The 21,685-nt window shown below is 65.3% G+C and carries 21 protein-coding genes; 9 read left to right on the top strand and 12 right to left on the bottom strand.

The window, feature by feature from the left end; genetic code table 11:
* Nucleotides 1-35 precede the first annotated feature (35 nt).
* From M1L61_RS17180 to M1L61_RS17170, 3 genes are read left to right on the top strand one after another with little or no spacing between them, the layout of a single operon-like run.
* The gene (locus M1L61_RS17180; RefSeq protein WP_248853823.1) at nucleotides 36-335 is read left to right on the top strand and encodes a hypothetical protein; all 300 of its coding nucleotides are present in this window, start codon (nucleotides 36-38) and stop codon (nucleotides 333-335) included.
* Complete coding sequence (locus tag M1L61_RS17175) at nucleotides 280-1,023, top strand: hypothetical protein (protein WP_248853822.1); 744 nt, start codon at nucleotides 280-282, stop codon at nucleotides 1,021-1,023. The genes M1L61_RS17180 and M1L61_RS17175 overlap by 56 nt, the downstream gene beginning before the upstream one ends.
* Nucleotides 1,024-1,071: 48 nt before the next feature.
* Nucleotides 1,072-2,004, top strand: a complete 933-nt coding sequence (locus M1L61_RS17170; protein WP_248853821.1) for an SOS response-associated peptidase family protein — start codon at nucleotides 1,072-1,074, stop codon at nucleotides 2,002-2,004.
* Nucleotides 2,005-2,035: 31 nt separating this feature from the next.
* Here the strand turns inward: M1L61_RS17170 and M1L61_RS17165 are convergent, their stop codons facing one another.
* The gene (locus tag M1L61_RS17165; RefSeq protein ID WP_248853820.1) at nucleotides 2,036-2,299 is read right to left on the bottom strand and encodes a hypothetical protein; all 264 of its coding nucleotides are present in this window, start codon (nucleotides 2,297-2,299) and stop codon (nucleotides 2,036-2,038) included.
* A gap of 157 nt (nucleotides 2,300-2,456) precedes the next feature.
* Nucleotides 2,457-3,434 carry a hypothetical protein gene (locus M1L61_RS17160; protein WP_248853819.1) on the bottom strand — a complete coding sequence of 326 codons (978 nt, stop codon included), beginning with the start codon at nucleotides 3,432-3,434 and terminating at the stop codon, nucleotides 2,457-2,459.
* A gap of 325 nt (nucleotides 3,435-3,759) precedes the next feature.
* Here M1L61_RS17160 and M1L61_RS17155 point away from each other — a divergent pair, with 325 nt between their 5' ends.
* Both M1L61_RS17155 and M1L61_RS17150 read left to right on the top strand, forming a co-directional pair.
* On the top strand, nucleotides 3,760-4,692 hold the full coding sequence (locus M1L61_RS17155; protein ID WP_248854789.1) for a hypothetical protein: 933 nt from the start codon (nucleotides 3,760-3,762) through the stop codon (nucleotides 4,690-4,692).
* A 348-nt stretch (nucleotides 4,693-5,040) separates the two neighbouring features.
* Nucleotides 5,041-5,415, top strand: coding sequence for a hypothetical protein (locus M1L61_RS17150; protein WP_134959308.1), 375 nt, complete (start codon nucleotides 5,041-5,043; stop codon nucleotides 5,413-5,415).
* Nucleotides 5,416-5,579: 164 nt separating this feature from the next.
* On the opposite strand, the gene M1L61_RS17145 is transcribed toward M1L61_RS17150, so the two are convergent.
* Nucleotides 5,580-5,918 (bottom strand): hypothetical protein, encoded by a 339-nt coding sequence (locus M1L61_RS17145; protein ID WP_057503038.1) that lies wholly within the window; start codon nucleotides 5,916-5,918, stop codon nucleotides 5,580-5,582.
* A gap of 173 nt (nucleotides 5,919-6,091) precedes the next feature.
* On the opposite strand from M1L61_RS17145, the gene M1L61_RS17140 reads away from it, so the two are divergent.
* The gene (locus M1L61_RS17140) at nucleotides 6,092-6,931 is read left to right on the top strand and encodes an alpha/beta hydrolase-fold protein (protein WP_057503039.1); all 840 of its coding nucleotides are present in this window, start codon (nucleotides 6,092-6,094) and stop codon (nucleotides 6,929-6,931) included.
* An 82-nt stretch (nucleotides 6,932-7,013) separates the two neighbouring features.
* Entirely contained in the window at nucleotides 7,014-7,952 is a 939-nt protein-coding gene (locus M1L61_RS17135) for an alpha/beta hydrolase-fold protein (protein ID WP_134959311.1), read from the top strand.
* A 107-nt stretch (nucleotides 7,953-8,059) separates the two neighbouring features.
* On the opposite strand, the gene M1L61_RS17130 is transcribed toward M1L61_RS17135, so the two are convergent.
* Together M1L61_RS17130 and M1L61_RS17125 are read right to left on the bottom strand one after the other, a co-directional pair.
* Nucleotides 8,060-8,485 (bottom strand): response regulator, encoded by a 426-nt coding sequence (locus tag M1L61_RS17130; RefSeq protein WP_010481704.1) that lies wholly within the window; start codon nucleotides 8,483-8,485, stop codon nucleotides 8,060-8,062.
* Nucleotides 8,486-8,579: 94 nt separating this feature from the next.
* Entirely contained in the window at nucleotides 8,580-9,347 is a 768-nt protein-coding gene (locus M1L61_RS17125) for a CPBP family glutamic-type intramembrane protease (RefSeq protein WP_248853818.1), read from the bottom strand.
* A 149-nt stretch (nucleotides 9,348-9,496) separates the two neighbouring features.
* On the opposite strand from M1L61_RS17125, the gene M1L61_RS17120 reads away from it, so the two are divergent.
* A complete protein-coding gene (locus tag M1L61_RS17120) occupies nucleotides 9,497-9,817 on the top strand; it encodes a zf-TFIIB domain-containing protein (RefSeq protein ID WP_171955117.1) in 321 nt (106 codons plus the stop codon).
* Nucleotides 9,818-9,871: 54 nt separating this feature from the next.
* On the opposite strand, the gene M1L61_RS17115 is transcribed toward M1L61_RS17120, so the two are convergent.
* From M1L61_RS17115 to M1L61_RS17090, 6 genes are all read right to left on the bottom strand, one after another.
* Nucleotides 9,872-10,384: a GNAT family N-acetyltransferase gene (locus tag M1L61_RS17115; RefSeq protein ID WP_248853817.1), complete on the bottom strand. Its 513-nt coding sequence runs from the start codon at nucleotides 10,382-10,384 to the stop codon at nucleotides 9,872-9,874.
* An 81-nt stretch (nucleotides 10,385-10,465) separates the two neighbouring features.
* Nucleotides 10,466-11,470, bottom strand: a complete 1,005-nt coding sequence (locus M1L61_RS17110; RefSeq protein WP_248853816.1) for a copper resistance protein B — start codon at nucleotides 11,468-11,470, stop codon at nucleotides 10,466-10,468.
* Entirely contained in the window at nucleotides 11,467-13,275 is a 1,809-nt protein-coding gene (locus tag M1L61_RS17105) for a copper resistance system multicopper oxidase (protein WP_248853815.1), read from the bottom strand. The genes M1L61_RS17110 and M1L61_RS17105 overlap by 4 nt, the downstream gene beginning before the upstream one ends.
* Nucleotides 13,276-13,350: 75 nt before the next feature.
* The gene (locus tag M1L61_RS17100) at nucleotides 13,351-13,731 is read right to left on the bottom strand and encodes a CopL family metal-binding regulatory protein (protein ID WP_248853814.1); all 381 of its coding nucleotides are present in this window, start codon (nucleotides 13,729-13,731) and stop codon (nucleotides 13,351-13,353) included.
* A 153-nt stretch (nucleotides 13,732-13,884) separates the two neighbouring features.
* A complete protein-coding gene (gene recQ / locus M1L61_RS17095; protein WP_053443400.1) occupies nucleotides 13,885-15,690 on the bottom strand; it encodes a DNA helicase RecQ in 1,806 nt (601 codons plus the stop codon).
* 642 nt (nucleotides 15,691-16,332) lie between these two features.
* On the bottom strand, nucleotides 16,333-16,881 hold the full coding sequence (locus M1L61_RS17090; RefSeq protein ID WP_006439098.1) for a Dps family protein: 549 nt from the start codon (nucleotides 16,879-16,881) through the stop codon (nucleotides 16,333-16,335).
* Nucleotides 16,882-16,967: 86 nt separating this feature from the next.
* Between M1L61_RS17090 and hrpA the strand changes: the two genes are divergently transcribed.
* Nucleotides 16,968-21,050 (top strand): ATP-dependent RNA helicase HrpA, encoded by a 4,083-nt coding sequence (gene hrpA, locus M1L61_RS17085; protein ID WP_248853813.1) that lies wholly within the window; start codon nucleotides 16,968-16,970, stop codon nucleotides 21,048-21,050.
* 53 nt (nucleotides 21,051-21,103) lie between these two features.
* Here hrpA and M1L61_RS17080 read toward each other — a convergent pair whose 3' ends face one another.
* Nucleotides 21,104-21,640: a hypothetical protein gene (locus M1L61_RS17080; RefSeq protein ID WP_010481716.1), complete on the bottom strand. Its 537-nt coding sequence runs from the start codon at nucleotides 21,638-21,640 to the stop codon at nucleotides 21,104-21,106.
* Nucleotides 21,641-21,685 lie beyond the last annotated feature (45 nt).

Here is a 21,685-nt window from a genome sequence, read left to right as displayed (position 1 = left end):
ACGCCCTCCCGCCAATCACTAGAGGAGTAGAGCGCATGCCTGCGGGCATCCAGACCTTCAATCTCGACGGGTCGCTGGAGATTGATTACACGACCCGCTTGGGGCTTTTCATCGGCACGGTTCAGACCGACGCCGTGCACGGCAATTCGACGTGGGTAGGGCCTCTGCCACCAGGGGACTTCCTCTTCTACGTGGTGCCTCCGCCTGCGCAGCCTGGCCGCACCCCGACCGTTTGGTACTCGGATGGCAGGGTTTACTGGGGCACGGATGTGGATGGCAATGGGCAGCCAGCCTTTACCCTGGTCCCAGCAACTGTTCTTTACGGGGTGCATTGAAATGCTAGTAGGAGGGTTTGAGGCATACACCCCGTCCGGGACGGTGCAGGTCCGAAGCGATCTGCTCAACTTCCATCTGCGCCACAAGTGGGATTTCAACGAGGCGGGAGCCATTGCGTACGAGGTGTCGGGGATCGTAGTAACCCGGTTCGTCACCCGTGACTTCCAGGCCAAGAGCCCAGTGGTTGCTGTCACCGGTCCGAACAACAACTTCGGGCTCAGCGTTATTCTGACCAATCTCGGTGGCAACAACTGGCGAGTGTCAGCCTACACCGGCTCAACATGGGTCGCTGGCACGGTGTGGGTGTACGACTCGGTTGTGACTGGAACACCGGGCAAGGAAGGAATCGAGGTGTACCGAGAGCACACCGGCGAACTGGCCTTCGCTTCCTGGGCGAAGCCCCTACGCATCATGGGCGTGACGACTGCTCCGTTCGGAGCGGCTGAGGGAGCATACATGCAGGTCCCGGCTGGCAGACGCTACGCGGTGATCTCGTCTCGTTCGTGTCAGCGGATTGAGCGCGGCGTGGGCTTCCGCCTGACCGGGCCGCAGGGGGACGGGACTGGTGCAGCGGGTTCGGGGCGCTTCTACTATGCCGGCGCTGCCGCTTTGATCCCCCAGTCCGACAATGCGACACAGTTCAGCGCATCGGGCCACTTCGTGCTGATCGACGTGACCGGCCACTAAGCTGCAGCGTCACGGCGACTGAACGGCGGGGCGTGTCAGATTGCGCCCATGTGCTATTCCGCCCAGATCACCGCCGCCTATCAGAAACTGGTCCGGATGACCGGCGCCACGCTGTCACTGCAGGAATTCGCCGCGCTCTATGCTCACGACCCGGGCAAGAAGCGGCCCAAGACCCCGAAGGCGATGGACGACGCCTTCCGGGGCGGGGCGAGCCCGGCTGAGCTGGCGGTGTGGGCTGAGGTCGAGCAGTGGAACCGGGCCGAGGCCGCGGTATTGGAACAGGAGCTGTTCGCCAACCGGAAGCGCCTGGCCGACGCCGAGCGCGCGCTGCAGGTGAAGGAGACGAAGAAGGCCCGGGAGGACGTGCGGATCGCCGGCAACAAGATCGATCGCGCCCTGGCCAAGCTGGCCGACCTGAAGCGTACCGACCCCAAGGACCGGGATAGCCGGATCTTCCCCGGCGTGTATGCCCCGGTGATCGTCTCCGAGGGAGGCAAGCTGGTGATCAGGCCCATGCGCTACCAGTGCCGGCTCGCCGGGAAGCCGGCCAACTACGACCAGCGCTATCCGGGCACCTACAACGCCCGCCGCGACAGCCTGGAGAACTTCTGGGCACCGGCCTTCGGCCATACCCACGGCCTGCTGGTGGTGGACACGTTCTACGAGAACGTCGAGGGGCCGGACGGCAAGAACCAGGTGGTGCAGTTCACGCCGCGCACCGGTGAACCGATGCTGGTGGCATGCCTGTGGTCGCACTGGGCGGACCCCGCGGGGAAAGAACCCGACCTCCTGTCGTTCGCTGCCATCACCGACGACCCGGAGCCGGAGGTGGCTGCTGCCGGCCATGATCGAACGATCATCAACATCAAACCCGAGCACGTGGATGCCTGGCTCAACCCGGATCCGGCAGACCTATCCGCGCTGTACCGGATCTTTGATGACAAGCGGCACCCGTTCTATGAGCACCGATTGGCAGCTTAGGTGACCGGCGGGTAGATCGGCGGTGTCCCCGTCAGCGAATGTAGCGCTTGCGCGAGCCGTTCGACCGAAGGCGGGCGGCCAGGTTGTTCGAGACCATCACTCTCGCTGCTTCCCGGAACATGTCTTGCCAGTCATTGAACGCGGTGCTCGTGCGGACCATGGAATCTAGCTGCTCCTGGCCAGAAGCAATGCTCAGGCCGTGTTCGTCGAGCATGTGTTGTAAAGAAGGAAAGCGGCTGTGGTGACGAATGAAGTCTGGGGACAAGGCTTCGAGACCGACGGGGATGGCATTCATGATTGCTTCCTCTGCGCCCCGCAGACCGTGGCGGTCAGCTTCAAGGTGCGGCGGGATTAGAACCGGCCTGCGTCCGAATGTCCAGATAAAAAACGTTATAAATCAGGAGCATAACAGTTATGTTCGGTCGGCGTTATTAAGTTGTTTGCCTTTTGTCTCAGTCAGTGCGACGTCCTGCCGTATCCTCCCGGCCATGCCGCTCCCCGCCGACTTCTACTGGACGACTAGGTCGGCCAGCCACCCGAATGACACCCCGACTGTGATCGCCTGCCATGGGGTGTGGGTGGTGGCCATGGCTGAACGGGTGAACGATGGCATCTGGATTGCCTCGCTGGACCGGCACCGGCACGGCCCGGGAGGACCGTTCCGCTGGTGCAGCAGCTACGCGCAGGGCCGGGCCGGCGCCGAACAATGGGTGGTCAGGCACGAGGCGAGGTTGCGCGAGGACGTGGCCTTGATCCGGGCCTGGCAGGAAAAGGTTCGGGGCAACCGGCTGGCCAAGGCAGGCCAGGATCCGCCATTTGGTTGGATGGGATAGGCCTCGTTGAGGCCGCTGGATGGGTTGGAAATCCGTTCCGCAAAATTCCCGGGGCCTTTGCGGACCAAGGCTTTCAAGTGTCAGTTTCGAAGACTGAAGCGGAACGAATAGCGGCGTAACACATTGAAAGTAATGCAATTGTCCTGTGACTTTTAATCTTTTGGTCGAAGGTTCGAATCCTTCACGGCCCACCATTGCGATACAAGGGTTTCGGATCAATCCGGAACCCTTTTTCTTTTCCGCAATCGCCGATCGTTTCCGCAAGATTACTTCGTCGGGGCGAATGTCCGCCGCCGCGTCTGCCTTGTCAGTGCCGGCCTCAGCCCGCAGATCCCGGAACTGGGATGCCGCCTTGGCAGCGCCTGCAAGTGCGTGCGCTGCATCGAATCGTCTTCGCAGCTGGCCCTTGCTCAGCAGCTGGCCGCACTCATCCAGCAGCGCCGTGTGAACGATCACCGCACCCTTCTGCTTGCCGTGCCGTTTGAACGTCAGCGGCCGGTTCGCCAGCGGCTTCAACCCGCTGAGTCCCAAGTCACGCAGCAGGGGCAGAATTGGAGGTTCTCCGGACATGCTCGGCAATGCGCTGATGACCAGCATGGACGGCTGGGACTCGCGGTGGTCACCGGATAACGTGGGCGTAGGAATCCGCGAGGTTCGTAGCTGGCAGGTTCGTGCTTATTCATGTGACCGGACACTAAGCTACGGTCTCACGGCGGCTGAACGAGGCGACGTGTCAGATTGCGCCCATGTGCCACTCCGCCCTGATCACGGTCACATGCCAGAAGCTGTGCACTGGCATGCGCGACGGAATGTTGATGCATGAAAAATAAGTTTGAAACGTGATACGGCGCTGGATGTTCGGATGCGCGATCAATTCATTCGATGTAGCATCGGTTTGTCACTTTAGAGAGAAGTAGGCTTGGTGGTCTACTTCGGAAGTGACAGAGATCGCATTTTTGCCAAGGAGAAGGTCGTGTTGAAGGGCTGTTTTGCTGGGTTTCTTGCGCTGGTGGGGTTCATTTCTTTTGCTCCCGCTGTCGAGGCGAAAGCTGTTCGGTGCGATACGTGCACCAAGGACCTTGATTTCCGCAATGAAGCAGTAAGGCTGGGTGCGGGAACACACCTTGTGTACAACGTTTCCGCCAATTTGATCCAGCAGTACTACATCGGATATGACAGCACTGGTGGTGGTGGTGGTGGTGGTGGCGTTGTTCCCCGTGCTGCAGGTCCTGTAGTGCAGCGTCAGACGCCACCCTCTGGAGCTGTCGAGGAGGTTAGGCGTGGGCATCAGGTGATGGTTGAGGGCGGCGGTACTCTGCGGCCGACTTATATCGTCCCAGTTGATGTCTTGGGTCTTAATCCAAGTGCGTCTGCCAAGACCGCCTACGATTACGTCGGCGATCACAACTTGCGTGCGATGGTGGAGTCGGCAGCTGGAAGTACCGGCGTGATCACAAAAATAGTTGGTGCCAACGTTTTGACAGCGATGTCTGATCTTCTCCAACACGTGACCAACTACACGGGACTTCGCGACCAAGCCCGACTGTTGATGCGGATCGTGTTCAAAGATGGATCCTACGTTACGGTTATTGTGAATCTTGAGTATCAGAACGGCCAGAGCGAAGTCGGTAGTGAGCGTACTGCTGCAGGTCAGTTGATTCCTTCTGACATCCAGCAGGTGCAAGGGGAGTGGACGGATTACAATGGAGAGAACCTGGGGCAGATGGTCACGCACCTGCACGGCCTTGGTGCAACGATGACTTCGTCTGGTCCATCATCTGGCTCCGTGCAAGCTATTACTTGTAGCGGTGCCGGCGCTGCCAAGACCTGTCATGTCCAGTATATGATTCGCTGAAATTCTCGTTAGCGCTGTAGTTTCTCTTGGTCACTGGAATAGCCCCTGCACAGCGGGGCTATTCCATTACGAGGTGAGCATTGGTCAGTCCGGGGCGATGGCGGTTTTGCCCTTCTGCGCCTGAGCAGCGGCGTGCCGGCCCAGAGTCGACCCTGGTATCTGGGCAAATCGACGATTTCGTCAGATCGCCGATGCAGCCCTTAACAATTCCTTCGCCTGGCGGCACAGGCAGGTCGGCGACGTGATCGCGGTCTTCGCGACGATCGGCCGTATGCTGCCGGCCATGACGCTTCTCCCAACTTCCACTGGACGATCAGGTTCGCCAGCCGGCCGGATGGCCCGCTGAACGTGATCGACTCCCAAAGCGTGCGGGTCGTGGCTATGGCCCCGTGGGTAAACAACGAAACCTGGATTGCCGCGCTGGACCGGCACAGGCATGGCCCGGGCGGACCGTTCCGCTGGCGCAGCAGCTATGAGCGGGGACGGGCCGGCGTCGAACTATGGGTGGCTATGCGCGAGGACAGACTGCGGGAGGACGTGGCCAGGATCCAAGCCTGGCGGGAGAAGGTCAGGGGAAACCGGCTGGCCAAGACCGACCTTGATCCGCCTTTCGGGCAGATGGAGTGGGCCTTGTTGAGGTCGCTGGAGGGGTTGGAAATCCGTTCCGCAAATTCCCTCGCCCTATGTGGCTCAAGGAATTCAAATGTCAGTTTCGAAGATTGAGGCGGAACGACATAGCGCATTGAAGGTAATGCGATTGTCCAATGGCTTCTAATCTTTTGGTCGAAGGTTCGAATCCTTCACGGCCCACCATTGCATCCAATGACCCAGGTCATTCAGAAAGGCATCGCAATGCGGTGCCTTTTTTGTTGCCTGGTCCAGGGCCTCTACTTCGTCCGCATTCCCTTGGCTTTCGCGGCCGCCGCGTCGGCAGCTTCTTGTGCGGCCGTCGCTGCCGCGTTCGCGGAACGCACGGCTTCCGCTTGAGCCGCGTCAAAGTCAGCCCGGCGCTGCGCGCTGATCCGGCGTTCCAGTTCTGAATATGCGACGTAGCTCTCCGGATGCTTCGCGACGCAGGCCTGCTGCAGCAGCGGGATCGCGTGGTCGGACAATCCCGGTTGGAGGTGGGCGAGCAGGCAGTCCGCATACGCTGCGGATGCTGCCGGAGTGCTGCTGGCCTGAGGCGAGGCGGCGGCAAGGGCGGTGGCGATCAATACACTCAACATGGGAACCTCCTTGTGGATATGAGCGTGGCGGTGACCAGTCCGTGAGCCATGGTGCGCGTTGCATGACCATCACCGACTCCATGGTGCTCCAGTTCCGGTCGATCGGCAAAGTGCCGCGAACGACAGTGCCTCCGGCGGTCTATGCTCAGCGCTTTCCCAATATGGACCGCCCCATGCGTCTGATCGTGCTGTCGCTGTTGTTGTCCGCTGTCTCCGCCGCGCCGCTGATGGCCGCCGAAACCGCGCCGCCCGCTGCCGCCTTGCCTCTGGTCATCGGCGAGACCTTCACCATCGAATCGAAGGCGCTGGGCGAAACCCGCCGCATCAACGTCTACCGCCCGCAGCCATGGGGTCTGGACCCGAAAACGCCGCTGCCGGTGCTCTACATGCCCGACGGCGGCATCGGCGAGGACTTCCTGCATGTGGCTGGGCTGGTGCAGGTGCTGACCGGCAACGGCAGCATGCGCCCGTTCCTGCTGGTCGGCATCGAGAACACCGAGCGCCGCCGCGACATGACCGGCCCCAGCAACGACCCGCAGGACCAGAAGATCGCGCCACGCATTGGTGGCTCGGCGGCCTACCGCACGTTCCTGCGCGATGAACTGATGCCGCAGGTGCGCCAGCGCTACCCGACTACCGACGAACGCGCGTTGATCGGCGAGTCGCTGGCTGGCCTGTTCGTGGTCGAAACGCTGCTGCAGGAACCGACACTGTTCAACAGCTACATCGCGCTGGACCCCAGCCTGTGGTGGAACCGTGGTGCAATGCTGGCCGGGGCGGCCAAGCAGCTGCCGGCGGTGACGCGTGCGCAGCCGCGAGTATTCCTGGCCAGCAGTGGGCAGCCGGAGCTGGCCGCATCCACTGCACGACTGGCCGAGTTGCTGCAGCAGGCTTCGCCGTCGCCGCTGGTGAAGTACCTGCCGTTGCCGGAAGAAACCCACGCTACGATCTATCATCCGGCCGCATTGCAGGCGCTGCGCACACTGTTCCCGGCGCCGCCGGCCTCGCCCTGACCGCACTGGCAGCGGGTTGCGCACCATGCAAGGATGCGGCAGCGGCGCCATCCGGTGCGCCGCCCGCAATGGGAGCGTGTGGATGCAGCGTGTGCGTGGATGGAGTGTGGCGGCCGGCCTGGCCGTGAGTGGCTGTGCGATGTCGGTGGCGCCGCCGGCAGCGCAGAGTGAAGCGAAGGAGAGCCCGGCCGCCGCTGTGTCGGGCGTGGTGCTGCCGGATACCGAAGCGCTGCGCGTGCACGATCCGATCGGCCGCGATTATCCGGTCTGGGTGGCGTTGCCGGCCGACTACGCCGCACATCCGGAAAAGCACTATCCGGTGCTGTACGTAACCGACGCGCTGTACAGCTTCCCGCTGGTGCGCAGCGTGCGCAACCTGGTGGGCCAGAAGGGTGTCAACCTGGAGGATTTCATCCTGGTCGGGCTGCCGCCGCAGGAAGGGCTGACCTCCAAGCAGAGCCGCTCGCGCGACTACACGCCCAGCGACCCGGCGCGTACCGATCCGCGTGATTACAGCGATGACGTGAGCTACGGTGGCGCGGCGCACTATCGCGATTTCCTCGCCGAGCGGGTGCTGCCGATGATCGATGCGCGCTACCGCACTGATCCGGCGCGGCGCGCCTATGCGGGTCATTCCTATGGTGGCCTGTTCGGCGCCTATGTGCTGACCACGCGCCCGGACATGTTCCGCACCTACATCCTCTCCAGCCCATCACTGTGGTTCGACGACCATCGGGTGCCGCGCATGCAGGCCGAGGCCAAGGCGCCGGCGCAGCCGACCACGGTGGTGCTGTCGGTGGGCAGCTTTGAAACGGTCAAGCCCGAACCGCGTTATTTCACCCGCAACGACATGCTGCGCCACAACGCAGAATTCGCCGAGCAGCTGCGCAGCAGCGGGCGATCATTGAAGGTGGAGGACATGGTGATCGATGACGAGGATCACTTCACGGTCTACCCGGACATGATCACCCGCGCACTGCTGAAGGTGTTCCCGGGTAGCGGGCCGTACAGCAGCGGTTGATCGCAGGTTCAATCCACGCATGGCGTGGATCTACCGGGGTTGTTGACGTGGATCCACGCCGACGAGAAACGGAATCAGTAGATCCACGCCATGCGTGGATGATCCCCTCAGGCCGCGCTGGCCTGCGGCGGCGGCATCAGCGCGGCATCCGCTGCGTGGCGGAAGCACAGGCGGATGGCATCGAGCAGCTCGCTCATGCTGTATGGCTTGGGCAGGAAGTGGATGCCGGCGCGCAGCTGCGGCAGCACGCGATGCTGATCCATGCCGGAGGTGACCAGGATCGGCAGCTGCGGCAGGTGCTCGCGCACGCGGTTGGCGGTTTCGATGCCGCTGATGCCGCCCAGGCAGACGTCGGTGAACAGCAGGTCGAACGGTTCACCGGCGTTGAGCAAGCCCAGCGCGGCCTCGGCGCTGCTGACAGCGGTGACCTGGCAGGCCTGGCTTTCCAGGGCGAGACGGCTCAGTTCCTGGGTTTCCTCGGCGTCCTCGATGAGCAGGACGCGCGGTTCCACAAAGCGCTTGGACAGCAACATGACGCGGCAACTCCGGACAACAGGGGGAGCGAAAGGCGCGCAAGTATGCGCAAGCCGGTAGTGATCCCGGCGTGCACGGCAAGCTAAGTGGGCGTTACAACCGCGTCTGGCGCCGGCGATGCACGTGCCAGGCCAGGATCGCGACCGCGAACAGGGCGGTGCCGATGCGCAGGCCGGTGGCCTGCCAGCCCAGTGCAACGGCGTCATCAAGGCTGAACACGTTCCAGGCCAGGTTCATCGACACGTGCAGGACCAGGCCGCACCACAAGGTGTCACCGTCGAGGTGGTCGAGCCAGGCGAAGATGAAGCCGCCCAGGGCGATCACCGCCCCGACGAACAGCGCGAGGCCGCCGCCGTCGAACCCGCCGAAACCCAGCCAGTGCACCCAGCCGAACAACAGCGCCTGCGGCAGTGCGAGCCATGGCCAGGGGGCGCGCACGATCTTCACCAGCAGCACGAAGCCGAGGCCGCGGAACAGCACTTCCTCGGCCAGTGGGAACAGCACTGCCAGCATCGTGGCGTCCAACGCGGTCAGCGCGGTGTTCGGTGAACCGAGCAGCGCCAGGCCCAGCCAGCATGGCAGGCTGGCCAGCAGTACCCAGAACGGGCCGCTCCAGCCGTTGCCGCGCAGCCCCAGGCTGGTCATCAGGCCCATCCCGCGTGGCCGCAGCAGCGCGGCCAGCAGGAGTGCCACGAGCACGGCCAGCGCGTTGTCGAGCAGGCTGCCGCCGTAAGCAATGGGCAAGGCGGGAATCGGCGTGCCTGCGGCGGCTGCGATGTCGCGCAGATTCAGGCCAACGCCGACGCCGAGCAGCACCAGCAGCAGGCGCGCGGCGCTGGGCAGGCGGGACAGGACGGTCATGCACGCACTCCCTGCGGAACCAGCATGCAGTGTGGAAGGGGCCGGGCACGCTGGCACGCGCCGGAAGTCCCTGTGCCATCGGTCATGTGTTGCCGCACAGTCATCACAGGGCAGGTAGAGTCCTTGCCAGACCGACAGGAGCAATGCCGATGCTGTGCCCCGTGTGCAAGACCCAGACCCTGCAGATGGCCGAACGCCATGGCATCGAAATCGACTATTGCCCTGGCTGCCGTGGTGTCTGGCTGGATCGTGGCGAGCTGGACAAGATCATCGAGCGCGCGGGTGCGGGTAGTGCGGTACCGCCGCCCGCCCCGGCGCAGTCGCAGCCGGCCGCCGCGCCGCCGCCGGTGATGCACCGTGACACCCGCCATCTGGGCCAGCGCTACGAGGACAACCGTGGCCAGCAGTACGGTCACGGCTACAAGAAAAAGAAGAAGGACAGCTTCCTGTCGGAGCTGTTCGACTTCTAGCCGCTTCGCTCTTTGTAGCGTCTAGCCATGCTCGACGCTACAGGGGCCGCATGATCACGGCCGGCGCAGGATGTACTCGCGATCGTGGGTATCGCCGACGATGAAGTCGTACTCGCCCACTTTGCTGCAGCCATAGCGCGCGTAGAAGCGCTGCGCGCCGAAGTTTTCTTCCCATACGCCCACCCACAGGGTGCGGCGCTGCGGCTGGTCCAGCCAGGCCATGAACGCGTCCATCATGCGTGCACCATGGCCGCCGTTCTGGTGTGCAGCCAGAATGTAGAACCGCTTCAGTTCGATGTCGCCCTCGCATGCATCCGCGTGCGGCAGGGTGTTGGCACCGGCGGCCAGATAGCCGACCACGGCGTCACCGTCCGTCAGCAGCCAGATGGCACTGCGTGGGTCGGACAGTTCGATGCGCTGCGGTTCGCTGCTGTAGTGATCCTGCAGGAAATCGTGCAGGTCCTGCGGCGGATACGAGTCGCCCCAGGTCTCGGTGTAGGTGGCGATGGCGATTGCCGAAAGCGTGTCGACGTCGGCGAGGGTGGCGCGGCGGATCTGCAACGACATGGCGGTGCCTGCATTGGAACGAGGCGCAGTGTAGCCGGCCCCGGCGGCTGCCGGGGCTGGCCACTGCTCACGTAACGCTGCTCAGAACCACATGCGCACGCCAGCGACCCAACGTGTGTCGCGCGCGTGGTCACCGGCATAGTCGGCGGTGTCGCCGAAACTGCGTTCGTGGCTGATGCCGATGTACGGCGCGAAGCGGCGGCTGAACTCATAGCGCAGTCGCAGCCCGGCTTCGACCTTGTTCAGGCCACGGCCGATGCCGTACTCCGGTTCATCCTTGGCTGCCACCGTGGCTTCCAGCAGCGGCTGCAGGATCAAGCGGTTGGTCAGCAGCACGTCGTACTCGACTTCGGCCTTGGCCAGCACCTGGCCGCCGGAGCCCATGTACAGCGTGGCCGAGCTCTCGAACTTGTAGGGCGCAAGGCCCTGGATGCCGATCGCCGCCCACGTGCGCGAGTCGGCGGGGCGGAAGTCCTGGCGCACGCCGACCAGCACGTCCCACCACGGCGACACGCTACGGCCGTACAGGGCCTCCAGCGATGACGACTCGGTGCGGCCACGGCTGCGTTCGCCATCGGTGCGCAGCCACAGGCGGTTGATGTTGCCGCCGATCCAGCCGGTGGCTTCCCAGGCCTGGCCGTTGCTGCTCTTGCCGTCCCAGTGTTCGAGGCGGTCAATCAGCAGCAGGCTGTTGATCTCCGGCGCGTGTTCCATCGCGCCATGTGCGATCGGCGGGAAGGCGGCGGCGCGGTCGGCATCGGTCGGGACCGGGATCGGTTCGCGAGGTTCGGTGGGTGCGGGCGTGCCGTGACCCATCGCCGCGTGATCCATGCTGGAGTGATCCATCGCGGAATGGTCCATCGTCGCCGGCTGCATCGCGGCGTGGTTCATCTTCGAGTGATCCATGGTCGAGTGGTCCATCTTCGAATGATCGACCGGTTCGGCAGGCGTCTTCGCGGACTTCGTGGCCTTCGCAGGCGCGTTCATCGCGCCCATGTCATGGCCCGCGTGCGACTGCGCGAACACCGGCAATGCGGCGGCCAGGCCCAAGGCCAGCAGGCTGGGGGAAAGCAGTGAGCGGCTCATTCTTCGATCCTCACTTCGCGCATCATGCCCGCTTCCATGTGGTACAGCAGATGGCAGTGATAGGCCCAGCGGCCGAGCGCGTCGGCGCGCACGCGGTAGCTGCGGCGTGTACCGGGTGGCATGTCGATGGTGTGCTTGCGCACCTGGAATTCGCCTTGTGCGTTTTCCAGATCGCTCCACACGCCGTGCAGATGGATCGGGTGCTGCATCATGGTGTCGTTGACCAGCACGATGCGCATGCGTTCGCCGTAGTTCAGCCGCAGTGGCTCGGCGCTGGCAAACGGGATGCCGTCGAACGACCAGGAGAATTTCTCCATGTGGCCGGTCAGGTGCAGCTCGACTTCACGACTGGGCTCGCGACCATCCGGGTCTTCGAACAGGCTGCGCATGGCGCCGTAGGTCAGCACCTGGCGGCCGTTGTCGCGCAGGCCGATGCCGGGGTCGTCCAGCTTCGGTTCGGTGGCCGAACTCTGCATGTCCACCAGCGGGTTGTTGCGTTCGCTGGCCGGATGCTTCGGTGCCTTGCTGGCGGTATCGCCGCCGTGCGCGCCGTGACCCATGCTGGCGCCGCAGCCGCCTTCCATGCCCTTCATCGCGGCCATGTCGTGGCCACCGTGGCCACCACTGCCCATGTCGTGCCCCATGTCGCTCATCGTCAACAACGGGCGTGGGTCGCGCGCGGGAATCGGTGCCTGCAGGCCATGGCGAACGGCCAGTGTTCCGGCGGCGTAGCCGGTGCGGCCCATGTCCTGGCAGAAGATGGTAAACGCGTCCTGGCCGGTGGGCTCGACCAGCACATCGTAGGTTTCGGCGGGAGCGATGCGGAACTCATCGATGCTGACCGGATGGATGTACTGGCCATCGGCGGCGACCACGGTCATCTTCAAACCGGGGATGCGCACGTCGAAATAGGTCATCGACCCGCCATTGATGAAGCGCAGCAGCACCTTTTCGCCGCTGCGGAACAGGCCGGTCCAGTTGCCGGCCGGGGCGGTGCCGTTCATCAGATAGGTGTAGGTATGCGCGTTGATGTCGGAGATATCGGTCGGCGTCATCCGCATCCGGCCCCACATGCCGCGGTCGGACAGCGCGGCCGACCAGCCGTCGCGCTTCACGTCACGCAGGAAGTCGGGCAGCGTGCGCTTGTAGTAGTTGTCGTGCTCGGCAAGCTTCTTCATGCGCCGGAACAGCGCGCCCGGGTCCATGTCGGTCCAGTCGGACAGCATGATCACGTGCTCGCGGTCGTGGTGGTACGGCGCCGGTTCGGCCGGATCGATGATCAGCGCACCGTACAGGCCGGCCTGCTCCTGGAACATCGAGTGGCTGTGGTACCAGTAGGTGCCCGACTGCTTCAGCTGGAAGTGGTAGTGGTAGGTCTCGCCGGGGCCGATGCCGTTGAAGCTCAGGCCCGGCACGCCGTCCATGTTGGCCGGCAGCAGGATGCCGTGCCAGTGGATGGAGGTCGGGTGGCGTCCCAGCGTGTTGCGCACGAACAGGTCCACGGTCTGGCCTTCGCGCCAGCGCAGGATCGGCGCGGGCAGCGAGCCGTTGACGGTGATCGCCGGGCGGGTGCGGCCGGTGAAATTGGCCAGCGATTCGCCGATGGCCAGTTCGATGCGGGTATCGCTGAGCACGGCGGGAACGCCGGCCAGGCGTGGGGCGGCCGTGGCGGCGGCGAGCGCGCGTTGCGGCACGCCGACAGCGGCGATGCCGGCAACCACGCCACCGGCGGCCAGGCCCTGCACGAACAGGCGGCGCGACGGCATGGGCACAGCGCCCGGGCCGGGGGGAATACGGGTATTCATGGTGGTGACTCCAGACACGTAAAGACGCCGGCAGGCGGCCGGCTGCGGTGCGCAGGGCGCACGGTGCGTGTGGAATCAGCCGATGGGAGGGCGGGAGATCGGCGGCAGCGGCGGCGCCGGACGGCCAGTGGCCGGCATCGGCTGCGGGGCCAGCGACAGTGCTGGGCCGGCCAGGTACGGCAACGGCTGCACCACCAGCAGCGGGTGCTGGGCGCAGCTGCGCACGCAGTCCTTGATCTGGCAGTGGGCGTCGTGGGCGGGGGCCTTGGTCTGCGGGGCCTGGTCGGCCTGCATGGCGGCGTGGTGGTGGCAGTCGGCATCGCCACCATCAAGGGCGGCTACCGCGTGGGCCATCCGGCCCATTTCCTCGTGGCCACTGGCCATGGCCGCGTTCAGCCCGTTGAGCAACAGGCTGAGCATGAGCACGACACGGAGCAGGGTCGAGGCCAGGGACATGGCGTTAATCTAGCTGCAAGTGGGCGCGGATGCACTTCCGGCTGAATGGCCGGTTCAAGGTTGGACCAGCATCAATGTAGAGCCGAGCCTGCGCTCGGCTGCTGTTCGCGCAGAGGCAGCCGAGCGTGGGCTCGGCTCTACAGGGGCCCGCCGCTAGCCTTCTTCGCGAACGATTTCGACCAGGCGTGGGCCGTAGCGGCTCAGCTTGGTGCCGCCGATGCCGCCGACCCGTGCCAGTTCGTCCAGGCTGGTCGGGCGTTGCTCGGCGATGTTGCGCAGGGTGCTGTCGTGGAAGATCACGAAGGCCGGCACGTTCTGTTCGCGGGCCAGTTCGGCACGCAGGCCGCGCAGGGCGTTGAACAGGGCCAGATCCTGCGGCAGCACCGACAGGCCGGTGCGCTGTGCGCTGCGCTCGCGTCCGCTGGTGCTGCTGGCCGGGTCGCGGCGCATGCTGATCTGGCGGCGGCCGGTCAGCACGTCGCGGCTGGCATCGGTCAGGCGCAGGCCGCCATGGCCCTCGCTATCCACTTCCAGCAGGCTGGCGGCGACCAGCTGGCGGAACACGCTGCGCCAGGTGCGTGCATCCAGGTCGCGGCCGATCGCATAGGTGCTCAGCTTGTCGTGGCCCTGCTGCTTCACCTTCTCGTTCTCGCTGCCACGCAGGACGTCGATCAGGTGACCGACGCCGAAGCGCTGGCCGCTGCGGTAGACGCAGCTCAATGCCTTCTGCGCGGGAATGGTGGCATCCCACGAAGCGGGCGGGGTCAGGCAGTTGTCGCAGTTGCCGCAGGGCTGCGGATAGGTCTCGCCGAAACCGGCCAGCAGCACCTGGCGGCGGCACTGCATGGATTCGCAGTAGCCCAGCAGGTGATCGAGCTTGCCCCGCTCCAGCTGCTTGCGTTCTTCGCCGGCCTCGGACTGCTCGATCATCTGCTTGAGCAGGACCACGTCGCCCAGGCCGTAGCACAGCCATGCTTCAGCGGCTTCGCCATCACGGCCGGCGCGACCGGTTTCCTGGTAGTAGCCTTCCATCGACTTGGGCAGGTCGGTATGCGCTACGAAGCGCACGTCCGGCTTGTCGATGCCCATGCCAAAGGCGATGGTGGCGCACATCACGATGCCATCCTCGCGCAGGAAACGGCGCTGGTTGTTAGCGCGCACTTCCGGCGGCAGGCCGGCATGGTAGGGCAGGGCGTTGAAGCCTTGGCCGCAGAGGAATTCGGCAGTCTCCTCGACCTTGCGCCGTGACATGCAGTAGACGATGCCGGCCTCGCCACGGTGGCCGCGCAGGAAATCGGTCAGCTGCTTGCGGGCATTGTCCTTCTGCACCACGGTGTAGCGAATGTTGGGGCGGTCGAAGGAGCTGACGAAGTGGCGTGCTTCCTGAAGGTCCAGGCGCTCGGCGATCTCGCGCTGGGTCGGCGGGTCGGCGGTGGCGGTCAGCGCGATCCGGGGGATCTGCGGCCAGCGCTCGTGCAGCACGGTCAACTGGCGGTATTCGGGGCGGAAGTCATGGCCCCACTGCGACACGCAGTGTGCTTCGTCGATGGCGAACAGGGCGATGTGGCTGCGTGACAGCAGCGACAGGAAGCGGCCGGTCAGCAGCCGCTCGGGGGCGACATAGAGCATGTCCAGCTCGCCCGCGAGCAGTTCGCGCTCGACGCGGCTGGCGGTCTCGGCGTCAAGGGTCGAGTTCAGGTACTCGGCACGCACGCCGAGCTGGCGCAGGGCTTCGACCTGGTCCTGCATCAGCGCGATCAGCGGCGAGATGACGATGCCACATCCGTCACGCAGCAGGGCCGGGACCTGGTAGCACAGCGACTTGCCGCCGCCGGTGGGCATCAGCACCAGGGCATCGTGACCGGCAGCTACATGCTCCACGATGTCCTGCTGGGGACCACGGAAATCGTCGTAACCAAAGACGCGTTGGAGCAGGTCGTGCGCGGGACGGGAAGCCATCGCGCTAGTTTACCCCGGCGGGGGAGTCGGCAGGGCTGCGCCCTGCACCTGCAGAAGCCTTCAAGCCAGAGCAACGTCAAAGGCAGCAGCCGGCTCTGGGGTGTCTGCTGGTTGGGCGGGGCGGTGTGGGCTTGCAGGACACGCCGTAAACCCGTCCTTGGGGGCTCGATGGCGCCTTGCTCGTGTGCGCTGTCCTGCTCACACGGCAAGACCGGGGTTGGGCTTCCTGCCCAACCCGCCCGAGGCGTGCCTCGGGCCCATGGCGCCAACGGTCCTGCAAGCCCACACCGACCCGCCCCCGACAGCTTCCCGGTGACGGTTGGGCCATCCACGCCATGCGTGGATCAAAATCCATCGAAATCGAATATTTCGAGATCGAAACGAAAAGAGCCGAGCATGGCTCGGCTCTACAAGGGCAGGCAGACCGCGGAAATCTGTCAAGGGCGGGGTGGGTCCGGTTGTGGGAGTGTCAGCCGCATGGATGCGGCTGCCAAGCCCCCAAGGACGGGTTTACGGCGTCTCCCGCAACCGGACCCACCCCGCCAACCCACAGGAAACCAGCTCTTGCTCTTGCTCTGGTAGTTGCTGTTGCTTCGGCCTCTGCGGGTGCAGGGCGCAGCCCTGCCGAGACCCCCAAAACCCTTACTGGAGCAGGGAGCGCAGCATCCAGGCGTACTTCTCGTGCGTCTGCAGCCGCTGGGTCATCAGATCCTCGGTCGGGGCATCGTCACCCTTGGCCGCCACGTCCAGCACTTCACGTGCCGTACGGCAGACCGCTTCGTTGGCGACCACCAACTGGCGTACCATTTCACGCCAGTCCGCACTGTCGGTCAGGCCCGGTTCCTCGGCGATCGAGGTCAGCGCAGCGAATTCCCGGTAGGAGCCCGGGGCATTGAAGCCCAGCGCGCGGATGCGCTCGGCCACGTCGTCCAGTGCCGCCCACTGCTCGGTGTACTGCGTCTCGAACATGGTGTGCAGCGAGTTGAACATCGACCCGGTCACATTCCAGTGGAAGTTGTGCGTCTTCAGGTAGAGCGTGAACGCATCAGCCTGGAAGCGCGACAGACCGTCGGCGATCTTCTTGCGGTCGCCCTGGGTGATCCCGATATCGATGTTCGGCGCCGACGGTGCCGCCGCTGCAAGCTTCTGCTTGCCGGTCTTGGCCTTGGTCGTGCTCTTGGTCTTCGCCATGGGGTTCCTCCTTGTGGAATCGTTGGCCTTCACAATAAACCGGTCGTGATGACTGGTCGCTTTCAAAGTTTTGAACGAACCGATTGATGAACTCTATCGATAAAAATCCATCGCCCCGCCTGCGCCAACAGCGCGCCGCCATCGACGGCGCCATGAGCCGCGACCGGGGCCGTTTGCTGGGGATGCTCTCGCGGTGCCAGGCCAAGCCACAGGATGCGGCACTGGCCGCCACCTTCGAGCAGGCCTTGCAGGCGTCGGTGCAGCGCCGGATGACACGGGCGCAGCAGCAGCCGTCCATTACTCTGGACCCGCAGCTGCCGATTGCGCGTGAAGCCGACGCGATCATCAAGCTGATCCGCGACCATCAGGTCGTGGTGATCGCCGGTGAAACCGGCTCGGGCAAGACCACCCAGCTGCCCAAGCTGTGCCTGGCCGCGGGCCGGGGCCAGGCCGGCATGATCGGCTGCACCCAGCCGCGACGGATTGCCGCACGTGCGGTGGCCAGCCGCGTGGCGCAGGAACTGCAGAGCGAACTGGGCCAGCTGGTCGGCTACCAGGTGCGCTTCAACGACAAGGTCAGCGAAGACAGCCGCATCAAGTTCATGACCGACGGCATCCTGCTGGCGGAGATCGCCAGCGACCGCTGGTTGTCGAACTACGACACGATCATCGTCGACGAGGCGCACGAACGCAGCCTCAACATCGACTTCCTGCTGGGCTACCTGAAGCAGCTGCTGCGCAAGCGCCCGGACCTGAAGCTGATCGTCACCTCGGCCACCATCGACACCGAACGCTTCGCCCAGCACTTCGACAATGCGCCGGTGATCAGCGTGGAAGGCCGCACCTACCCGGTGGAAGTGCGCTACCGCGCGCTGGAAGGCGAGGGCGAACAGGAGGGCGAGCGCACCGTCAACGACGCCATCGTGTCGGCCATCGACGAGATCACCCGCCTGGATGCGCGCGGCGACGTGCTGATCTTCCTGCCGGGCGAGCGCGAGATCCGCGATGCGCACCAGTCGCTGGAACGGCGCAAGTACCGCAACACCGAGGTGCTGCCGCTGTACGCGCGGCTGTCCAACCAGGACCAGGACCGGGTGTTCAACCCCGGCCCGAACCGGCGCATCGTGCTGGCCACCAACGTGGCGGAAACCTCGCTGACGGTGCCGCGCATCCGGTACGTGGTCGATCCGGGCTTCGCCCGCGTCAAGCGCTACAGTCCGCGCAACAAGCTGGACCGCCTGCACATCGAGCCGATCTCGCAGGCCAGCGCCAACCAGCGCAAGGGCCGCTGCGGGCGTATCGCCGAGGGCATCTGCTACCGCCTGTACGCCGAGTCTGATTTCCAGGCGCGGCCGGAGTTCACCGATCCGGAAATCCGCCGCTCCAGCCTGGCCGGGGTGATCCTGCGCATGCTGCAGCTGGGCCTGGGCCGCATCGAGGAATTCCCGTTCCTGGAAGCACCGGACGAGCGCGCGGTAGCCGATGGCTGGCAGCAGCTGACCGAACTGGGCGCGATCGATGCCGAGCGGCGCATGACCACCATCGGCAAGCAGATGGCACGCCTGCCGGTGGACGTGAAGCTGGCGCGCATGCTGGTCGCTGCGCAGGCTGCCGGTTGCCTGCGGCCGATGCTGGTGATCGCCTCGTTCCTGGGCATCCAGGACCCGCGCGAACGCCCGCCCGAAGCACGCGGTGCGGCCGACAGCGCACATGCGCAGTTCGCCGATGGCCGCTCCGAGTTTGTCGGCGTGCTGCGCCTGTGGGATGGCTACCGGCAGGCCCACGAAGACCTGACCCAGTCCAAACTGCGCGACTGGTGTGGCCGTCATTTCCTCGGCTTCCTGCGCATGCGCGAGTGGCGCGAGCTGCATCGCCAGCTTCGCCTGCTGTGCGAAGAACTGGGCTGGAAGGAAGAGGCCAACGAGGCCTCGATGGCACCGTTGCTGGCCGGCAGCAGTGCGCCGGCACCGGCGCGTGACGACGCCGCGGCGGTGAAAGCCACCCGAGGCCAGCTGCACCGTGCCGCGCGCCTGGCCCGCGAAGGCAAGGCCGAGGCCGCACCGATGCCGGTGGCCGTGCGTGCGCAGAAGGAACAGACGCCAGTTGGCGGCGGTTTCAGTGAACGCGTGCGCGCCGCCGCCTACCAGACCCTGCACCGGGCGCTGGTGGCGGGCCTGCCGACGCAGATCGGCCACCGCACCGAGAAGGGCGATTTCCAGGCACCACGCCAGCGCCGCTTCCTGCCGTTCCCCGGTTCGCCGCTGTCCAAGCGGCCGCCGCCGTGGCTGCTGGTGGCCAACCTGCTGGATACGCAGAAGGTGTGGGGCATGACCCTGGCCGCGATCGAGCCGGACTGGGTGATCGCCGAACTGCCGCACCTGCTGCTGCGCAAGCACTTCGATCCGCACTGGTCGCGCGCGCAGGGCCAGGTGCTGGCGTCCGAGCAGATCAGCCTGTTCGGCCTGGTGCTGGCGCCGAAGAAGCCGGTGCACTACGGCCGCATCGAACCGGGCGAAGCGCATGACATCTTCGTGCGTCAGGCGCTGGTGACCGGCGAGATCAACACCCGCGCCAGCTTCGTGGCCGACAACCAGAAAGTGCTGGAGACCGCCCGCGAGGAAGAAGCCAAGCTGCGCCGCGCCGGCATCGTCGCCGACGAGGACTGGCAGGCGCGCTGGTACCTGGACCGGGTGCCGCCGCAGATCCATTCGGCGGCGGGGCTGGATACCTGGTGGAAGGGGCTGGCGCCGGAACAGCGCAAGACCCTGCACTGGTCGCTGGTCGATCTGTTACCGGGTGAGGGCAGTGAACAGGAGCGCTATCCGAAGTACCTGGCCCTGGGCCAGGCGCGCTTGCCGCTGCACTACCGCTTCGAACCGGGTGCCGACGACGATGGCGTGACCCTGGATGTGCCGCTGCATCTGCTCAATGCCCTGGACCCAGTGCAACTGGGTTGGCTGGCGCCGGGTTTCGTCGCCGACAAGGCCTCTGCATTGATCCGCAGCCTGCCCAAGGCGATGCGCCGCAACTACGTGCCGGCGCCGGACTTCGGCCGCGCGTTCTACGAGGCGTTCCCGCAGCCCAGCGCCGATGCCATCACCGGCGAACTGGCGCGTTTCCTGTCGCGCGCAACCGGCGCGACCGTGACCGCGCTCGATTTCGAGCCCGGTTCGATCGAACCGCACCTGCACATGAACCTGCGGCTGCGCGACGAGCAGGGCAAGGTGCTGGCGACCTCGCGCGATCTGGATGCACTGCGCGCCAAATTCGGCGGTCGTGCCGGCGATGCGTTCGCTGCACGCGCCGGCCGCGAGATGGCGGCCGATGGCCTGCGTACGTTCCCGGCCACGCCGATTCCGCTGCAGGTGCCCGGTGAAGCGGGCGTGCCGGCGTATCCGGCATTGCTGGACGAGGGCGACAGCGTGGCGCTGCGCATCTTCGCCGACCGCCAGCAGGCGCTGGAGGCCCATCCGCTCGGCGTGCGCCGCCTGCTGGAAATCGCCTTGGCCGAGAAGGTGAAGCAGGCGCGCAAGCAGCTGCCGGTCGGTGCCAAGACCGGCCTGCTGTATGCCGCGATCGAATCGCAGGAGCGCCTGCGCGGCGACCTGGTCGATGCAGCGATGAACGCGGTGCTGGCCGAGGGCCTGGAAGACATCCGCGATGCGGCGACCTTCGAGCAGCGACGCGAGCATGCGGCCAAGGCCCTGTTCGGTGAGGCGATGTCGCGGCTGAAACTGGCCGAAACCATCCTGGGCCTGGTGGCGGAACTGAAGCCGATGCTGGAAGCACCGTTGATGGGCTGGGCGCGCGGCAACCTGGACGACATGGAAGCGCAGCTGGCCGGCCTGATCCATCCCGGCTTCCTGCGCGACACGCCGGCTGACGCGCTGGCGCAGTATCCGCGCTACCTGAAGGCGATGATCCTGCGCACCGAGCGTGCCAAGCGTGATCCGCCACGTGACCAGGCGCGCATGCTGGAACTGCACCCGTTCCTGGAAGCGCTGGAAGTGGGAGAGCAGCAGGGACTGCGCGAGCGCCCGCAATGGCAGGCGCTGCGCTGGGATCTGGAAGAGCTGCGGGTGTCACTGTTCGCGCAGGAGCTGGGGGCACGCACCGGCATCTCGGCGAAGAAGCTGGCGCAGCGGGTGACCGCATTGCGCCAGGCATGACGTCGTTGCTGTAGAGCCGAGCCCATGCTCGGCTCTACAGCAAGGTCACGGCGTTACTTGGTACGGCGCACCTTCGGCTGGGTGTTCACGCCGTCGACCTTCAGGTACCACACGCCCATCACGCCGGGCTTGATGCTGACGGCGGGGGACTGCTTGCGCACACCGGCCAGGGTGCTTGCATCGGTCTGCTCCCATTCCTGGCCGTTGTCCAGCACGTAGACGCGGCCTTTGCCGAAGCCGCGGAATTCGCCCTGCAGCACGCCGACAATCGGCTCGCTGCTGCCGAAATCGAAGAAGCCGCGATTCTTCACGATCACTTCCTGACGGCCTTCCTCGCGTGCCGATTCCCGTACGGCGGCAACCGCCTGGGTGGTGGCGGCTTCGACCTTGCCCTGCAGCCAGCGGTTCAGCGTGGCCAGTTCCTGCGCACTGAGCTTGTCCAGGCCAGCAGCCTTGAACTCGGCCGGTGACATCTGCTGCTGCAGGTCCCCCTCCACCACACGCTGGGCCAGCGCAGGCGCCGACAAGGACAGCAACAGTGCGGCACAGGCCAGCAGCCGTAGGCGGAAACGCGGGGCGATCGAGGACATGTCGGGACTCTCCTGGGTTTGCCCGCGAGTGTAGCGGCATGTCTT

This window comes from Stenotrophomonas sp. NY11291 (genome assembly GCF_023277365.1).
Classification (GTDB): domain Bacteria; phylum Pseudomonadota; class Gammaproteobacteria; order Xanthomonadales; family Xanthomonadaceae; genus Stenotrophomonas; species Stenotrophomonas geniculata.
This window is presented reverse-complemented; position numbering and strand designations above follow the sequence as displayed.